Source organism: Pseudomonas sp. GNP013 (genome assembly GCF_054343995.1).
In genome coordinates, this window is record NZ_JBTGUT010000001.1 from 5,451,596 (window position 1) to 5,469,089 (window position 17,494).

Genomic DNA, 17,494 nt, shown 5'->3' on the forward strand with positions numbered 1-17,494 from the left:
CAGGGAGATCAGGGATGCGGCGAAGCTAGCATGCGAATCTGCAGCGCGTCTAGGTATGCCTGGGTATTTGGCGGTGTCCATGCCTTGAAAGACACATTTACAGATTGAGAGCGACACTGGTCAGTTTTTTAAAGATAGATTACAGGTAGGAGAGACAAGGGAATGGCTGCTAAAGGTGCAAATAGCTTTGGCCGATTAATGAGGCACTTAGATCAAGGGGATTTTGCCAAAAGTGAAAAGCCTTTGGCTTTTGTGGAAGATCTGTTTTGTAAGGAGTGGTTATCCACGAACGGCGGCCATCGGCTTCAGAAGCTATGGACGAGAAAAGACATGTTGTCTAGCACAGAGCTCTTTGCGCTAGGGCGTGCAATCGAGATACTGACTCCTGATCACTCGCTCTGGCTGAAGCGGGTGGCAAATGACATCATAAGACAACCAAAAAATGCTCATGGATATCTGGCCGAAATAATAGTCTGCGCTTCTCTATCAGCTCCTGGCGGCATAGTCCTTCCTGCGTCAAAGGGGAATAAAGGGTTCGATTTAACGTTGACGATGCCCTCCCAATTCAAGTACCAAATTTCTATAAAAAATCATGACATATCGGAACATGAAGGGGTGTTTAGAGAGAAATGTGCTGTTCTCAAAGCCGCTTTTCAGAAGAAGATGAATGAACTGCGAATTCATGGCGCCCTGAGGATTGCTTCGGAACAATTTATTGAGCCAGCTTCTCTCGATACACTGGTAGCGTGGGTTTCCAAGAAAATGGAAGCGCCTGGATCTTACGAATGCCAAGGGGGAGCTGTAAGAGTCTTCTTTTCTGAGCTGCATTCAACAGAAGAACGGCCATTGGCAGAAAGCTTTTTTTCTAGCGATTTAATGGTTATTAGTGGGTTCCATAGAAATGAGTTGGCCAATCAGAAGTCTCGAATACTCAAGGCAGCAGAGAATCTGAAGAAGCACGTTTCTCCGTCATCTAACTCTTGCCGATTCGTCTGGATGAGGGTTCACTCCAGCGCGGATGTGGGGTTGATATCTGTGGTAGTGAAGGAGTTGCTCGCACAAGAAGCGTCTGGTGATATTGGTTTTGACGGGTTTATCATCGCACAGCCTTCAATCGTTCGAGAGAATGGCTCGAGTAGGGTGAACACTGTATTTTCAATTATCGAGGGCCTCCATGTTGGGCTGCAGACTTCGAGAAAATTGGGGGAAAAAATTTCCATAGAGGTTTTAGTAGGGAGTTTTAGTTCTGAGCCATCTCGTGTACTGCTTCAGGTAGATGGGAGAAATATAGAGCTTTCGGCTCATCAATATATTTATCAGGATAGTGACTTCTACGTGTTATCAAAAATGGAGAATGGCGCAGCTACAGGTGATATCTCGTCACCTGCTTCCGGTGTGCGGAACCACAGTGTCATTGATATAGATGGACAGGAACTTGGATTGACTGGCCGATTGACTCCTAGAGCGGAAGAGCTATTGGTCTTCTAAGCTGATCAGCTCGCCGGCGCCTTGGCCTCTGCGGTCGGACTCTGCTTTAGCAGGGTCATCTTAAGAGGCTAGAGTAGGAGGGCTCTGTCCGGTGTGTGAGTGCATCATCGCAGATGTTCATATCAGTTTAGGCGCGGCCCAGCATCAGGAGACTCATTATGATCCTGGCCTTCGCTATATGATTCAGGTTAGCTGGATCTCGATCCGAATTCGGCTATCCACTTTTGCAGAGCCAAGACGTCGGCCTCAAAGACATCCAGCTCGAGCGCGCTGCTGGGCAACTCGTCCGACTGGGCATGCTCAAACACTGAGTAGCGTGTCATCAGGTCATCAATGAATACGCAGTCTTCATTTTTCACCTTGGCGACCTTGTGCAGTTTGCCTTGGGTGTTGATTGCACGCCTGAAACGTCCTACGACATCTGCCAGCAGGATGAACTCAATCGTCTTTTCAACGATGATCCTGAAGTCACTGCACGCGCTCTTGCCAAGCGCCTCGTAAGCTTCGACCTCAGCGTTTTCCTGGTGCTTCTTTAGGCGTGTAATAGCGTTATCGATCAATCCGCGCACCGAGCTTTCCGGCTTTAGGTCTCGAGCGCTTGCAGTCGCGACAATGCCGGCAGTTTTCGCTAACCGTTGAAGTGACGTCAGCGTTGGCTTGATGGAGGGCATCCCAGGGGTCTGCTCCCACTTCTTGGTAACAGCTTCTACCTGAGCTACCAGAGAAAGTCGGTGAGTGAAAATGATGACCTGCCTCGTCTGAGATAGGGCCACGAGACGCTCGACTACTTTTTCTTCGAAGTCCTGATCCAGCGAAGAAATCGGGTCATCAAAAATGAACGGGGCCAGTTGGTTTGAGCCTGTGGTGTCCGCAAGGAACGCTGCAAGCGCAGCGATCCTGGTCTCTCCTTCGCTCAAGATATAGTCCAGGCCATGGGTGCCATTTGCACCCACCAGGTTCAAGCCGAAGGTGATCTTGCCTTTGCCCCCGGATTTACTTTGCGGCGCGATTGGAAGACGGTGGCCGCCGAGGCGCTTCAACTCATCCAGGAATCGAGATTGATAGCCGGCATCAAGCTCGGTCTTCGCCAGCTCGTTTTTCTTCGTAGTCAGGGCATTGGTGGCGGCTGAGCGCGAAGCTTTATCAATCGCTGCAACGGCGATCAACCTAGCCCTTTCTGCAACAATTGACGCTTTGTTTTGAGAGAGCCACTGCTTGGCTTGGAGTTGCTGAACTCGGCTCTGCACGGCTTGGCGATGTTCATCTTTCAACAAGGCTGACAGGCTCAGCTCCTCTTCGATGAGTTTTGCAGACTTCGTCTTTGCCGCCTCGTTTATGCCCGACCAGTCGAAAGGTTGCAGGGTGCCTACAGGGCTGCCCAGTGCAATTTGATCAAACCGTGCTTTCAACAAGCCAAGCCAGCTGACCCCATCGGCCTCTTCAAAACCTAGAGTGGACATGTGGACAATCCAGTCAGCTTGTCCGGGAAGAATTGGCAGCCGCTTTTTGCGATCAGCAAATCCATTTTCAGCCGTCTTGGCGGTTGTTTCGAGGCCGTCGGTCACGAACTTCTCAAACCCTGTCAGTCGGGCTTTGGCGTCCTCGCTGAGGCTTTGGTGGCAAAGTACGCAACGTGAGTCAGCTGAGACGTTAGGGAACGCTATATCGACGTAGGCTGTGCCGGTGGAATAGGCACGTGCTTGCTCCCACATTTTCTGCCAGGTCGCTGAGCCAACACCCTCAAGCTCTGCCTTCCCGAAAATAGCTGCCGCTGCCTCTTCGCAGGTGCTCCTCGTTTTGACGGCGGTATTCTTCAGGTTTTCCAGTTCACCCGCCGTCGCGTCGTTCAAGCCCAACTGAAGTGTCGACATCGCTGTCTCGATACTTTTCAGGGCAGTTTTTTCATTGTTGATAGCCAAAAGACGACCGGCGATGTCCTTCTCTGCAAGCAAGGCTTCGCTTTCTATACGCTCCCGATCAAGTTGGTCGGTATACAGACATTCCTTATCAATGCTCGCGGGCGCAGTCGTGCTCTTCAAGGCGGAAAGCCATTTCGCTTCGACTGTTTGACTCAGGCTCTGAGCCATGGCGGGTAGTGCTTTGCTGAGCAACGCCTTTTCTCTTGCAAGCTCCGCGCTAACGGCATCTGCGGTGGCGATCAGCGCGGACACAAATTTCATCCGGCTTGGCTCATAGCAAGCCTCAGTCCTGGTCATGTACTGCTGAGCAGCCTTGGTATCGAACACCTGTGCATGCCGCAGAGCTTTGTGAGGCCCACTGGGAATGTCCCAGTGAACATCAACCGGCTTACCGTCGATTGACACCTTGAACTGTGCACGACACGGAGTCGGTGCTGGATCGAAGACATTTCCGTGAATATCGTCTTTGGAACGTGATCCGCAGATCTGCTTGAGCAACCTTGCAAACCCGCTTTTGCCGGTTCCATTCTGTCCGTAGATAACAGACAGGTTACTCTTGCCGAAGGGGAGGTTGGCGCCAGGCTTGATGGCGTTCAACCCATGCACATCCAGGATCTCTTCAATCCGAAGCATGGGTCTATTGGCGACCTGCGATAACGTGCCGGGCGTAACGCTTAGAAATCCTTTATCAGCCTCACCCTTGGCTTCGACCTTGCAAAGCCTGGACAGCTCTTGGATTTCGTCCTGGTTCAGCTGCCGCTTCGAGTCAATAAGCATTCGAGCTGCAGTCTGCAACCATTTGGGGCGCCCATTCAGCCACGTCTCAAAATCATCAGCTACAACTGGCCCTGCCTCAATCTTCGTCATGGTGCGCTCATTTCACAGAAGAATTCCTGAGCGTAGGCTTTAACTGGCTTTTTGCGATTATTTAGCGAGCATAATGATTGCAAGATGTGGCCGTCAGGAGCTCTGGGTGGTCGCGTGTCGAAAAGCGTAAGCGCTGGACAGCCTCCTCACCGGATCTACGTTCTCGCTATTTATCGAGTAATTCGTCACCTGGAAAGGTGATGCGCCTAGACCTGATTAGCTAGAACGTCACGACGAAGGTTAGCCAGCTCTGGGGGGCAGAGCCGGGTAAGCAGGTACGATGTTCAAGCTGGCTAGCTGAACTACCGATGTGATCTGGTTAACTACACTTTTGCTGGCACATGCTGCTTTGAATCTCCCCTAGCCCAATCATCGCTCCAATGAGTCATCTGTGGTTTGCCGTGCTCGTACCACACCACACCCTCTGAGCGTCGTCGGGATGCATTTTCGTTTTCACCGCCCGGCCATGCGCTCCTATCCGTGATAAATATCCATACGCAAGCGAGCCCATCTTCTTTCAGGAATGTTTGGAACAGCTGCTGGTCAATGAACGCGTGCGACCCATCATCTGGGCTTCTTCCGCAAACGAAGCGCGTTTCCCCTATGTGATCCACATAGATAGTCGCATCCTCAGGATGGGGCTTTAGGTTTAGCCGCTGGGCGAGCCACGGCGCTGGTATCAAAGCTTGAGCACCTTCGGGCATTGAGACATCCAGGTGTGGTTCCCAGTAGTGACGGAAGCAGGGATAGGCGACCTCTATCTCACCCAATTCGTAAAATTCGTATGTTGACCACTGCTCTTGTTCCCATGTCGAGCGCCATGGCGCTTCTCTGAGATAACCATCGTTAGTGAAGTCACGGGCAGTCCAAGAGTCTACGTCCAATTTTTGCTTTATCCGGATGTAATCAAGAAGTTGCTGTTCGTCTTCCTTTCTCACGACTACCGGTAACAGGAAGCGCCACTGTGATTGCCTGGAGCCATGCTCCCGACCTTGCTTCTCTTCGTATCGCTCGGTTACTGAGCGATGTTCGTGCAGGACTACCCACGTCCCACCGGTTAAATCTTCACGGCCAACTAGGTTCGTTATGCCGGCTGAAGGTTCCTCTTCAAAAGGCCATTTCCCCACATCCGCTTCGAGAGTCTCTCGAATTGATATCTCAAATTTCTCAACCGAAGGGTATTGCCTTTGGGGGCGACTGCGCTCGTCAGCAAGCAAAATGGTTGGATCGATTTCTCGATGAGTACCGATGTCCAAAGGGTAGGCATACCGACGCGATCCCTGCTCAGTCCTTTCCGATAACCATCTGTTGTCGGCTAGGCTGCAGAGAAGCTCATCGAGAGCAAGCCATTGGTATTTTTTTCCTATGCGCTCAACTAATGGCCGATCACGACTGTAGTCATGCCGAAGGCTACGATCATGTGGGAACAACTTTTTCGTCCAGCCGAAGTTATAGGCTCGTTTGGCGACCCAGCGCTTTGCCGAATTTATGTCGATGTGAGGAAGCTGTTCACGAGCATTTCTAGGCAACTTGAAGCGTTTTTTATATTCTTTTTTATACCTAATCCGCTCTCCAGAGCTTAAGGACTCCAGCAGAAGGCTTTCAGCCATCTTGAAGTTTTTTGAGCTTTCTTCAACGTCTTGTTCAGAAAGACCGAGCCTGAGGTCTCTGAAGGGATTAGGGCTAAAATCATGCATCAATTTTAGGACGCGAGTCCTCAGCTCGCAGTGGTTAATGACCTCATCCTCGAACCTCTCATACATTTCGGTAGCGCTAAGTGGCTCAGGCGAAACCAGTGGTACGTTCAAAAATGAGCTGACCCTAGGTTGGATTTGATAGCTCGCGAAATCGCCTCCCCAGCCAGTGCAAGAATCCAGAATCTGGGAGTCTCCAGCCCGCTTTGCAACCTTTTCGAGGGCGTCCTCGGACACGGAAAGTCTGACGGTTTGTGAGTGATAAGGAGGCATCGCCTTCATGATATCAACCTGTTCAGGCAGGTGACCTTTTAGCCGCGCGAGCTCAATAATGCCCAATGCGCTGTCCCTGAGAATAATCGAAAGCGGAACATCCTCTCTGTCAAAAACCACTGTATTTGCGATCTCAGAATAGGCGTGTAGTCGATGCTGGTCTGGATCGATGCAGCATGCTCCGTATGCCGCTGTGTGCAGGCGTTCAAGGACGTAGAGATCGTCCACGCCGGAAAAGTCCGTGCACAGCATCCCATACAAGGTGGGGTTCCAAATCATGAGCGACGTGAGCGCCTTGGTGGCTTTATCTCGTAGTTCACGATTGGAGCTAGCGAAAAACCAAGTCAGGGTTATAGCGCAGAGATGCTGAATCCCTGGATCTGTTTGTTCGCTCTGCTCAAAGGCACTCCACTCAATCAATCGCTGGGCAGTATTTTCCTCGTCCATGGGCAGGCTGTTAAGCTGAATAGTCCATGAAGCATCACGTTTGGCCATGCTCTGAGCAGCTAGCCGGCAGTGCAGGGATTTCGCATTCCATGGATGGTCAGCGCTTGCACTCACCTGGAGAATAATGTCGAAATGCTCTTCGCTTTCGGATAGAAAAAAATTGAAGAGCTCAAGTGTACGGTTGCTGAAGGATTCGTTGGCTCGCCACCGGATACTCTCGATAAATGCACTGCGAACAGAGTGCTCGTTTGCCCAGCGATCTACGCCACCAGGCATGACGTCTAGGAGCTCCTTTTGGAAGCGTTCAGGTAGTTGTACGGAGAGTGCTTCCGTCAGTCCGGCCCACTTACCGTGAAGCCGTTTACCATTGTGAATGAATTGAAGTGAACCGCTTTTCAATGCTTCAGCTGGATCTTCAACTTCGCCCAAAAGCCCCGAAGCCATCAAGTAGTCTTGTAACCTTTGGAAGCTGAAGCGAACAATGTCCTCTGGTGCATCGAACGGATCAGCATCCCGACTCTTCGGGTCTGGATCCATCCGAAACAAGCCATTTCGCTGAAGTACCTCAAACCAGGTTGTTCCTGATGGAGCTGGAAAAGCGTGAAATTTTTCAGCGACGATTCGTATGGCATCGGAGTGCTGAACATAGTCATGTTGTTTCGACGCCATATCCGTAGCAATTACAGACAGTGCCTGATTGGTAGGTTTGACAAGATCATCACTGCCATCCCTGCCCGCGCCTAGGTTTCGAGCAATACTTCTAAGATAAAACGAAAAGACTTGTTTCGTACCTGTTAAACCTCTGGGGAACCATTTTTGATTCTCTCTCTCGAGTGCAGTACAGGCACTTCGAAGGAATAACGGATTGACGAATTCGGCAGCTAACCAAGGAGTGTTGGGTTGGGAAATCCCTCGTTTTCCAAGATAGATGCGTGCGGCGCGGGTCTGCTCGTCATTGGTCACGAATCCGCGAACCTGAAATGATGGAATTTGTTCTTTGAGAGTCGCAGGTATGACGTACGGCGTATATTCCGTTCTGCAACTGAACACGACGAGCAGGTTTTTATGCTTTTCGATTCTTCCGATAAACTCTGCAAGCTCCTTACGCCAAAGAGTTATACCTGACCCCTCATTCAAAGCATCGATCAAAATCAAACCGCGCTTGCCCGTAACCTCAGCAGCAGCACTCAAGGCTTGAAGGAAGGCGTCAGGATCGATATCGCCAAGGCCTAGCCGGTTAGTGACTTGGCTCCAGACACTCTCATTGTTCAAGTGTTGGCCCAATATCAGGATGGCGACCCTGCCGTCTAGTATGGCTTGCTGAGCAATATTACCGAGTAAGTGAGACTTTCCGGTGCCGGCTTTTCCGAACAGAAAAAAGCTACGACTAAACGCTGCAGAAAAATATCTGTCTTGAAGAGAAGATCTGAATGCATACGATGCGTTACTAAGTTCACTCAAGCGATGTTGTAAGTATTCTAAAGATTGGTCGCTTGAGTTTCTATCCTTGCGCCTCTCTTCCTTGGCTTTCCAAGTAAGGCTTTCAAGGGAATGGACGTCGTCCGAGATTTCTTCAATATACGTAAGACACTCTGCCAGCGGCCAAGTTGTCCAAGCATCAGATGTGAGCTTCTGTCTCAGGTCGACAAGCGTTTTCACCTGGAATGTAACGCGTTCTATCAGAGCAGTGCTACCGCTTCCTAGCAGGCTCTCTACATCATTGATCTTGGCCAGCGCAGAGAGTTTGTCGATCTTTTCCTGAAGTTCCGAAATGATGCTCTGATCTCGTAAAATTATCTGAAATAACTTTTCAATACCGACTTCAACATGATCTTCAGGATGATATCTTTCATCGAGGGATTTAATTGCCCATTCGACCTTTTCTGAAAGCCATTTCGGTGAAAACTCAATGTCCCCGAACCAATACCTTTTTAATCCTTCGGCATTTGAGAGCGACAGTCGGGCAGTCAGGTCTGAAGCTGTCCAGGGAATAAATTCGACTTTATGGCCCAAAGGAAGATAAGACGTCCATGTTGCCTTATGAGCCTCCCAATGTTCCCAGCCTCTTTTCCCGCTAGCTTGTTTGCCGCTCCTATCAGTCAGATCGCACGCTAACGCAACAACATATTTGGTTAACGATGGATGTGACTGCAGGGCGCGTTTGACAGAGTCGTCAATATTGGCCCAATCAATGTCACCTGCTTTTAGATAGTATTTTGCCTGGTAACCGATTTCGCTCCCATCACTGAGCAACCAGTAAGCTTCGATACCGCCATCCCCGCCGGCACCCTCTATTCGCCTAAATTCAGCGTCAGCGGCTGGTGCCTCTCGTCGTGCAAGCTGGCAAACGAGTTCTTCAAAGGCGAGGCGCTGTCCTGAATCCATGCCTCTGATGCGTCTGTAATCCATGTTGCGTCCGTTGCGAGAAGTGATAGTCGTAATGGCAGATTGCCTATGCCGATTGTATAGGTTTCCAGGCGAATCCGGAGCGGCTTGCCCACGAGGGCCTCTGCTTTCGCTTGGGACAATATGATGGAAATAGCGGGGCTTCACGCTAGCAGTGAACGTTGGCCGGAGCTGCCCATTTCATCCGAGGCTTATAGGGAAAGGCCTAGAGAAAATATTCATTAGTGGGGGGGTAAGCTCTTGTTTTTACAGGCGTAATGTGCAATTATAATCATGCACTCTAAGATGCTCGGGTTTTTGCTAAAGATCTTAATCGTAGTGTGCATTATGTGAGTCGCATGAAGCCATTCGGCCTGCCGTACAACACCGCCGCGCTGGCGTTGCTCACCCACATGCTGGCCCAGCAGTGCGACCTGATCCCTCACGAGATCATCGTCACCACCGGCGACACTCATGCCTACAGCAACCACATGGAGCAGATCCGCACTCAGCTGGCGCGCACGCCGAAGAAGCTGCCGGAGCTGGTGATCAAGCGCAAGCCTGCGTCGATCTACGATTACAGGTTTGAAGATTTCGAGATCGTGGGCTACGACGCCGATCCGAGCATCAAGGCTGACGTCGCGATCTAAGCGTCGTTCTCGGTCAAGTGTGGGAGGGGGCTTGCTCCCGATAGCGGTGTGTCATTCAAGCATCTGTTGACTGACGCTCTGCAATCGGGAGCAAGCCCCTCCCACATTTGGATCTGGTGTTAACCCTGGCGGTATCAGTGCCCGTGGCTGCGGCCCACGTGTGAAGGCTCCGCTTCGCTGGCCTGCACACTCCCGCTTACCTCCAGCCGCTGCAAAATCCCGCATTCCGGGCCGCCGCCACAGCGCTGGCGCAGGTCGAGCAGCTGTTCCTGCAACGCCAGCAGCCCGTCGATCCGTGCTTTCACATGGTGGATGTGCTCATCAATCAACGCATTCACGTTTTCGCACTGATCCTGGGGGCTGTCGCGCAGGCCAAGCAGGCTGCGGATTTCTTCGAGGGTCATGTCCAGGCTGCGGCAGTTGCGGATGAAGATCAGCCGCTCGGTGTGCGCCTGGGTGTATACGCGGTAGTTGGCATCGGTGCGCGCCGGGGGCGGCAGCAGGCCTTCCTTCTCGTAGTAGCGGATAGTTTCCACCGCGCAGTCGGTGTGTTTGGCCAATTCGCCGATCTTCATTGCAGCAATCTCCAAATGGGTGCTTGACCCTATAGTGGCTACAGGGTCTTTACTTGGCAACAGGCACCTTATAAGGACGCGACAGAATGAGCGATTCTCTGCACACCCACGATCATGCACCCAAAAAACTCACGCCCGTGCACAACCATGGCGGCGCCTGCTGTTCCAGTGAGCCGGCGCCGGCGCGGGTGCAACTGAGCGAGGCACCCACGGCGGGCTCGCGCCTGAGCACCTTTCGTATCGAAGCGATGGACTGCCCCACCGAGCAGACGCTGATCCAGAACAAACTGGGCAAGCTGGCCGGCGTGCAGCAGCTGGAATTCAACCTGATCAACCGTATCCTCGGCGTCACCCATGACCTGCCGAGCACCGCGCCGATCGTCGAGGCGATCAAGTCCCTGGGGATGCAGGCCGATCCGATTGAAGAGGGCACGCCGGCCGCCGAGCCGCCGGCGAAAAAACACTGGTGGCCGCTGGCGTTGTCCGGCGTCGGTGCGCTGGGCGCCGAGGTGCTGCATTTTTCCGGCGTGGCGCCGACCTGGCTGATTGCGCTGGTGGCACTGGTTTCGATCCTCAGCGGCGGCCTCACCACCTACAAAAAGGGCTGGATCGCCCTGAAGAACCTCAACCTCAACATCAACGCGCTGATGAGCATCGCGGTGACCGGCGCCGTGTTGATCGGTCAGTGGCCGGAAGCGGCGATGGTGATGTTCCTGTTCACCGTGGCCGAGTTGATCGAAGCCAAGTCTCTGGACCGTGCGCGCAATGCCATCAGCGGCTTGATGCAGATGACGCCGGAGCAGGCGACGGTGCAGCAGGCGGACGGCAGCTGGGTCGAAAAGGAAGTCAAAGGTATCGATCTCGGCGCCATCGTGCGGGTTAAACCCGGCGAGCGCATTGGCCTGGACGGTGAAGTCACCGCCGGCCAGTCTACTATCGACCAGGCACCGATCACTGGTGAAAGCCTGCCCATTGAAAAGACCGTGGGCGACAAGGTCTTCGCCGGCACCATCAATCAGGCCGGCTCTCTGGAATACAAGGTGACGGCCGCGGCCAACAACTCCACGCTGGCGCGGATCATCCACGCCGTGGAACAGGCCCAGGGCGCCCGCGCGCCGACCCAACGCTTTGTCGACAGCTTTTCGAAGATCTACACCCCCGTGGTGTTCCTGTTTGCCCTGGGCGTGGCGATCATCCCGCCGTTGTTCATGGCCGGCGTCTGGGTGGACTGGATCTACCGTGCCCTGGTGCTGCTGGTGGTGGCCTGCCCCTGCGCGCTGGTGATTTCCACCCCGGTGACCATCGTCAGTGGCCTGGCGGCGGCGGCGCGCAAGGGCATCCTGATCAAGGGCGGCGTGTACCTGGAGGGCGGTTACAAACTCGACTACCTGGCCCTGGACAAGACCGGCACCATTACCCACGGCAAGCCGGTGCAAACCGATTACCTGGCGCTGTTCCCCACCGTCGAAGACAGCGCCCCCGCGCTTGCCGCCAGCCTGGCCGGGCGTTCCGATCACCCGGTGTCGCTGGCAATCGCCAATGCGGCTGTGGATAAGAAACTGCCGGTGCACGTTGTGGATAACTTCGAAGCTCTGGCCGGTCGCGGGGTGCGCGGCGATATCAATGGCCAGACCTACCACCTGGGCAACCATCGCCTGGTGGAAGACCTGGGCCTGTGCTCGCCCGAACTGGAAGAAAAGCTGTTCGCCCTGGAGAAACAAGGCAAGTCCGTGGTGCTGCTGCTCGACGCGTCCGGCCCGCTTGCGCTGTTCGCCGTGGCCGATACGGTGAAAGACAGCAGCCGCGAAGCCATCCGGCAATTGCACGAGCTGGGCATCAAGACCCTGATGCTCACCGGCGACAACACCTACACAGCGCAGGCGATTGCCGCCCAGGTCGGGATCGACCAGGCCCAGGGCGACCTGTTGCCCACCGACAAGCTGCAAGCCATCGAAACCCTCTACCAGCAGGGCCACCGCGTCGGCATGGTCGGCGACGGCATCAACGACGCCCCGGCCCTGGCCCGCGCCGAAATCGGCTTTGCCATGGCGGCGGCCGGCACCGACACCGCCATCGAAACCGCCGACGTCGCGCTGATGGACGATGACTTGCGCAAAATCCCGGCATTCATTCGTTTGTCGCGACAAACCTCGCGTATCCTCAAGCAGAACATCGCCCTGGCGCTGGTGATCAAGGCGATCTTCCTGGCCGTCACCTTCCTCGGCATGGCCACCATGTGGATGGCGGTGTTCGCCGACATGGGCGTGAGCCTGCTGGTGGTGTTCAATGGCCTGCGCCTGTTGCGCAAATAAACGATGAGGGGCGGGTGTGCTGAGTGCCGAGCTGAAAGCGTTTTTCATGGTCGCCCGCCTGGGCAGCATCACCCAGGCGGCAAAAAAGCTCGGCCTGAGCCAGCCCACCGTCACCACCCAGATCCGTCATCTGGAAAGCCAGTACGGCATTGAGCTGTTCTACCGTGGCGGGCGCCGCCTGACGGTCAGCGACGACGGCGCGCGGATGCTGCCGATGGTCAAGGCGCTGTTGCAGCAGGAAGCGGATATCGAGTTTTTCCTGCGCAACAACGGCCAGGTGCAGGGCGCGCTGAGAATTGCCGCCACGGCGCCGTACTACATTCTTGACCTGGTCAAAGCCTTCCGCGAGCGCCTGCCGCTGGTGGACGTGTCGGTGGAAATCGGCAACTCGCAGCAGGTGCTTGAAGCGCTGGATGACTACCGCGTCGACGTCGCCGCGTCTTCGCAGCTGCTGGAAGACCCACGGCTGATTCGTCGCGTATTGGGCAGCGACCCGCTGGTTCTGGCGGTGCATCGCAATCATCCGCTGGCTGCGCTCGATCATGTGCCGCTGACGGCGCTGGCCGGGCACACCTTGTTGATGCGCGAAGCAGGCTCCACCACGCGCCGACTGACCGAAGAAATGTTGCAGGGCGCTGGCGTGAGTTACGGCCCGCTGCTGGAAATCGGCAGCCGCGAATCGATCCGCGAGGCGGTGCTGCGCAATATCGGTATCAGCATCATTGCGCGACAGGAAGTGCCCCATGACCCGCAATTGCGCGTGCTGACCATCGAGAATGCGCCGCAGATTCCGGAGTATCTGTACTGCCTCAAGGAGAGGAAGGGCGCGCGCTTGCCGGCGGCGTTTCTGGGGTTGGCGCAGGAAATGTCGCCGCTCTGAGGTTTTGTGGTGGCCCAGACAACTCATTCCTTAAGGCCTACCCAAACCCACCAATACCACTATCACCGGGTTTTGCCTTCCTGCCACACCCGCGACGCATTGCCCCCCTAGCATGGCCTTCATCCGTTTGATGAGGTGCCCCCATGAACACAGCCCTGAACAACCCCGGTGCGCCGATGCGCGTGCGCGGTATCCAGAAACGCTTCGGTGCCTTCACCGCGCTGGACAACGTGTCCCTGGACGTCGCCGCCGGCGAGCTGGTGTGCCTGCTGGGCCCGTCCGGTTGCGGCAAGACCACCTTGCTGCGCTGCATCGCCGGCCTTGAGCGCCAGGACAGCGGTGAGCTTTACCTGGGCGAGCGCGACGTATCGCTGTTGCCGCCCCAGGCACGGGACTACGGCATTCTGTTCCAGTCCTACGCGCTGTTTCCCAACCTCACCGTCGAAGCGAACATCGGCTACGGCCTCACCGGCAGCGGCCGCGATGAAGTGCGCCAGCGCGTCGGCCAGATGCTCGAACTGGTGGACCTGGTCGGCAGTGAAAAGAAATACCCCGGGCAACTCTCCGGCGGCCAGCAACAACGCGTGGCCCTGGCCCGCGCCCTGGCCCCGGCGCCGTCGTTGCTGTTGCTGGACGAACCCATGTCGGCCCTCGACGCCCGGGTGCGCGAGCACCTGTGCACCGAGCTGCGCCAACTGCAACGGCGGCTGGGCGTCACCACGCTGATGGTCACCCATAACCAGGACGAAGCCATGTTGATGGCCGACCGTATTGCCGTGATGAACAACGGCAAGGTCGAGCAATACGCCACACCTCAGGCGATCTACGACCGTCCGGCCACGCCGTTCGTGGCCGAGTTTGTCGGCCAGGGCAACTGGCTGCCGTTCAGCCGCAACAGTGCCAGCCACGCTCAGGTCGGCGGGCTGAACATGCGCCTGGCCGACGACGCGGGCGTGGCCACCTCCGGGCGGCTGTTCTGCCGCCCGGAAGCCATCAGCGTCAACCCGCCTGTGCATGAAGAAAACCTGTTTCCGGCCAAGGTGCGCGAGATCACGTTCCTCGGCAACCGCTGCCGCATGAGCTTCGAGCTGGAGCACTTGCCCGGCCACCCGCTGCTGGCCGAACTGGCCCCGGAAGCCATGCCGCGCCTGGGCGCCCAGCACATTTGGGTGGCCCTGCCACCGCGCAGCCTGCAGGTGTTCGCCTAAGATGGCGGCGGTCATGACGTTACCGCGCCAGGTGTCCCGCGCTGAAATGGGCGACCGCCTGTTCGTGCTCGGCGGCAAGCTGGTGTGGTTGCTGCTGCTGGGCGTTGCGGTCCTGCTGCCATTGCTGGCGATCTTCTGGCGCGGCTTCAGCAGCGAGGCCGGGCAGGGCGGCGGGCTGGTAGCGGCGCGGGAACTGGTCACCAGCGACAACTTCCACTGGTTGCTGGGCAATAGCCTGAAAGTCTCCCTCAGCGTGGCGGCGATTGTCGTACCGCTGGCCTACCTGTTTGCCTACGCCCTGCAACGCACGTTGATCCCCGCCAAGCCGATCTGGCGCGGCCTGTCGTTGCTGCCGCTGATGGCCCCGTCGATGCTGCCGGGGATTGCGCTGGTCTACCTGTTCGGCAACCAGGGCCTGCTGCGCGGCTTGCTCGCGGACAATATCTACGGCTTCTGGGGGATCGTGCTGGGGGAGGTGATCTATACCTTCCCACACGCCCTGATGATTCTGCTCTCGGCGCTCTCGCTGGCGGATGCGCGGCTGTTCGATGCCGCATCCAGCATGGGCGCCAGCCCCGCCCGGGCGTTTCGCAGCATCACCTGGCCAGCCACGCGCCAGGCAGTGTTCGCGGCGTTCTGCCTGGTGTTTACCCTGACCATCACCGACTTCGGCGTGCCGGTGGTGGTGGGCGGTGATTATCAGGTGCTGGCGCTGGAAGCCTACAAAGCGGTGGTCGGCCAGCAACAGTTTGGGCGCGGCGCGTTGATCGGCATGGTGTTGCTGCTGCCGGCGCTGTTCAGCTTTGGCGTGGATACCTGGTTGCGCCGTCGCCATGGCGACGCCATGAGCGGCCGCGCCCAAGTCTTCCGGCCGGCGCCATCGCGGGCACGGGACGCCTGCTACCTGGCCATCGTGGTGCTGATCTGCGCCGTGCTGTTGCTGGTCTTCGGCATGGCGGTGTACTCCTCGCTGGTGAAATTCTGGCCGTACAACCTGTCGCTGTCGCTCAGTCACTACCAGTTCGAAGACACCGCCGGCGGCGGCTGGCTGGCCTATCGCAACAGCCTGATCCTGGCGCTGTGCAGCGCATTGATCGGCAGCGTGCTGATCTTCACCGGCGCTTACCTGATGGAAAAAACCAGGGGGCAGAAGGGCCTGAACCTGGCCCTGCGCCTGCTCAGCTTTGTGCCGATGGCGGTGCCGGGTCTGGTTTTGGGCCTGGGCTACGTGTTCTTTTTCAATCTCAACGGCAACCCGCTGCATGTGTTCTACGGGACCATGACCCTGCTGGTGGTGTGCACCATTGCGCATTATCTGACCACCGCGCAGATGACCGCCACCACTGCGCTGCGCCAGTTGGACGCCGAGTTCGAAGCCGCTGCGCTGTCCCTCAAGGCGCCGCTGTACCGCCATTATTTGCGCGTAACCGTGCCGATCTGCCTGCCGGCGCTGCTGGACATCGTGCGCTACCTGTTTGTGTCGGCGATGACCACCGTGTCCGCCGCCATCTTCCTCTACAGCCCCGACACCATCCTCGCCGCCGTCGCCGTGTTGAACATGGACGACGCCGGCAATGTGGGCGGCGCGGCGGCGATGTCGACCCTGATTCTGTTCACCTCAGGCAGCGTCTCGCTGTTGCTGGCGTGGGCCTCACGTGGCGCGTTGCGCCGCTCCCAAGCCTGGCGCCAAAGCGCGCCCGGCCAATAATCCTTGAAGGAGGTGTTCCATGTTCAAGCCCCTGACGCTGGTCGCTGCCGTCCTCACCGCATTCAGCCTGAATGCCTTCGCCAAGACCGAACTGACCGTGTACACGGCCCTCGAAGCCGAGCAGTTGAAGACCTACAAACAAGCCTTCGAAAAAGCCAACCCTGACGTCGAGATCAAATGGGTGCGCGACTCCACCGGCATCATCACCGCCAAGCTGCTGGCCGAAAAAGCCCGCCCGCAGGCTGACGTGGTGTGGGGACTGGCGGCATCGAGCCTGGCGATCCTCGATCAGCAGGGCATGCTTGAAAACTACGCGCCGAAGGATCTGGACAAGATCGGCAAAAACTACCGCGACGCCGCCAACCCACCGGCCTGGGTCGGCATGGACGTGTGGGCGGCGACCATTTGCTTCAACACCGTTGAAGCCGAGAAACAGGGCCTGACCAAACCGGTGAGCTGGCAGGACCTGACCAAGCCCGAGTACAGGGGCAAGATCGTGATGCCTAACCCGGCATCGTCCGGCACTGGCTTCCTCGACGTCAGCGCCTGGCTGCAAACTTTCGGCGAGAAGCAGGGCTGGCAGTACATGGACGACCTGCACCAGAACATCGGCCAATACGTTCACTCCGGCTCCAAGCCGTGCAAGCTGGCCGCTTCCGGGGAATTCCCGATTGGTATCTCGTTTGAATACCCGGCCGTGCAGTTGAAACGCCAGGGCGCGCCGCTGGACATCATCCTGCCCAAGGAAGGCCTGGGCTGGGACATTGAAGCCACCGCTGTGATGAAGGGCACCGCCCACGCCGACGCGGCCAAAAAGCTCGCCGACTTCTCCGCCAGCCCGGCGGCGATGGACCTGTACAAGGACAACTTTGCCGTGCTCGCCCAACCGGGCATCGCCAAACCGCAGACCGAATTGCCGGCGGACTACGAGCAGCGCCTGATCAAGAATGACTTTGCGTGGGCGTCGAAGAACCGCGACAGCATCCTCACCGAGTGGCGCAAGCGCTATGACGGCAAGTCGGAGAAGGTGGCGGGCCAGTAAGGTTTTCTTTAAGGCTGATGGCCTCATCGGGAGCAAGCCCCCTCCC

9 protein-coding genes and 1 pseudogene are annotated in these 17,494 nt (G+C 56.5%); 7 read left to right on the forward strand and 3 right to left on the reverse strand.

What is annotated here, in order from left to right; genetic code table 11:
• The first annotated feature begins 162 nt into the window (after positions 1 to 162).
• Complete coding sequence (locus ACXX81_RS24155) at positions 163 to 1,488, forward strand: hypothetical protein (RefSeq protein WP_458572521.1); 1,326 nt, start codon at positions 163 to 165, stop codon at positions 1,486 to 1,488.
• A gap of 188 nt (positions 1,489 to 1,676) precedes the next feature.
• Here the strand turns inward: ACXX81_RS24155 and ACXX81_RS24160 are convergent, their stop codons facing one another.
• On the reverse strand, positions 1,677 to 4,274 hold the full coding sequence (locus ACXX81_RS24160) for an AAA family ATPase (protein ID WP_458572522.1): 2,598 nt from the start codon (positions 4,272 to 4,274) through the stop codon (positions 1,677 to 1,679).
• Between the two features lie 323 nt (positions 4,275 to 4,597).
• On the reverse strand, positions 4,598 to 9,097 hold the full coding sequence (locus tag ACXX81_RS24165; RefSeq protein ID WP_458572523.1) for an NACHT domain-containing protein: 4,500 nt from the start codon (positions 9,095 to 9,097) through the stop codon (positions 4,598 to 4,600).
• Positions 9,098 to 9,444: 347 nt separating this feature from the next.
• Between ACXX81_RS24165 and ACXX81_RS24170 the strand changes: the two are divergent.
• Positions 9,445 to 9,723 (forward strand): annotated as a pseudogene (locus tag ACXX81_RS24170) (thymidylate synthase); the annotation flags it as partial.
• A 134-nt stretch (positions 9,724 to 9,857) separates the two neighbouring features.
• Here ACXX81_RS24170 and cadR read toward each other — a convergent pair.
• Entirely contained in the window at positions 9,858 to 10,298 is a 441-nt protein-coding gene (gene cadR, locus ACXX81_RS24175; protein WP_209986031.1) for a Cd(II)/Pb(II)-responsive transcriptional regulator, read from the reverse strand.
• A gap of 86 nt (positions 10,299 to 10,384) precedes the next feature.
• Here cadR and ACXX81_RS24180 point away from each other — a divergent pair, with 86 nt between their 5' ends.
• From ACXX81_RS24180 to ACXX81_RS24200, 5 genes are all read left to right on the forward strand, one after another.
• Complete coding sequence (locus ACXX81_RS24180; protein WP_458572524.1) at positions 10,385 to 12,610, forward strand: heavy metal translocating P-type ATPase; 2,226 nt, start codon at positions 10,385 to 10,387, stop codon at positions 12,608 to 12,610.
• A gap of 16 nt (positions 12,611 to 12,626) precedes the next feature.
• Complete coding sequence (locus ACXX81_RS24185) at positions 12,627 to 13,490, forward strand: LysR family transcriptional regulator (RefSeq protein ID WP_209986024.1); 864 nt, start codon at positions 12,627 to 12,629, stop codon at positions 13,488 to 13,490.
• A gap of 143 nt (positions 13,491 to 13,633) precedes the next feature.
• Positions 13,634 to 14,698: a putative 2-aminoethylphosphonate ABC transporter ATP-binding protein gene (locus ACXX81_RS24190; RefSeq protein ID WP_231422751.1), complete on the forward strand. Its 1,065-nt coding sequence runs from the start codon at positions 13,634 to 13,636 to the stop codon at positions 14,696 to 14,698.
• A gap of 1 nt (position 14,699) precedes the next feature.
• Positions 14,700 to 16,406: a putative 2-aminoethylphosphonate ABC transporter permease subunit gene (locus ACXX81_RS24195; RefSeq protein WP_458572525.1), complete on the forward strand. Its 1,707-nt coding sequence runs from the start codon at positions 14,700 to 14,702 to the stop codon at positions 16,404 to 16,406.
• A gap of 19 nt (positions 16,407 to 16,425) precedes the next feature.
• Positions 16,426 to 17,448, forward strand: a complete 1,023-nt coding sequence (locus ACXX81_RS24200) for a putative 2-aminoethylphosphonate ABC transporter substrate-binding protein (protein WP_458572526.1) — start codon at positions 16,426 to 16,428, stop codon at positions 17,446 to 17,448.
• Positions 17,449 to 17,494: the final 46 nt, after the last annotated feature.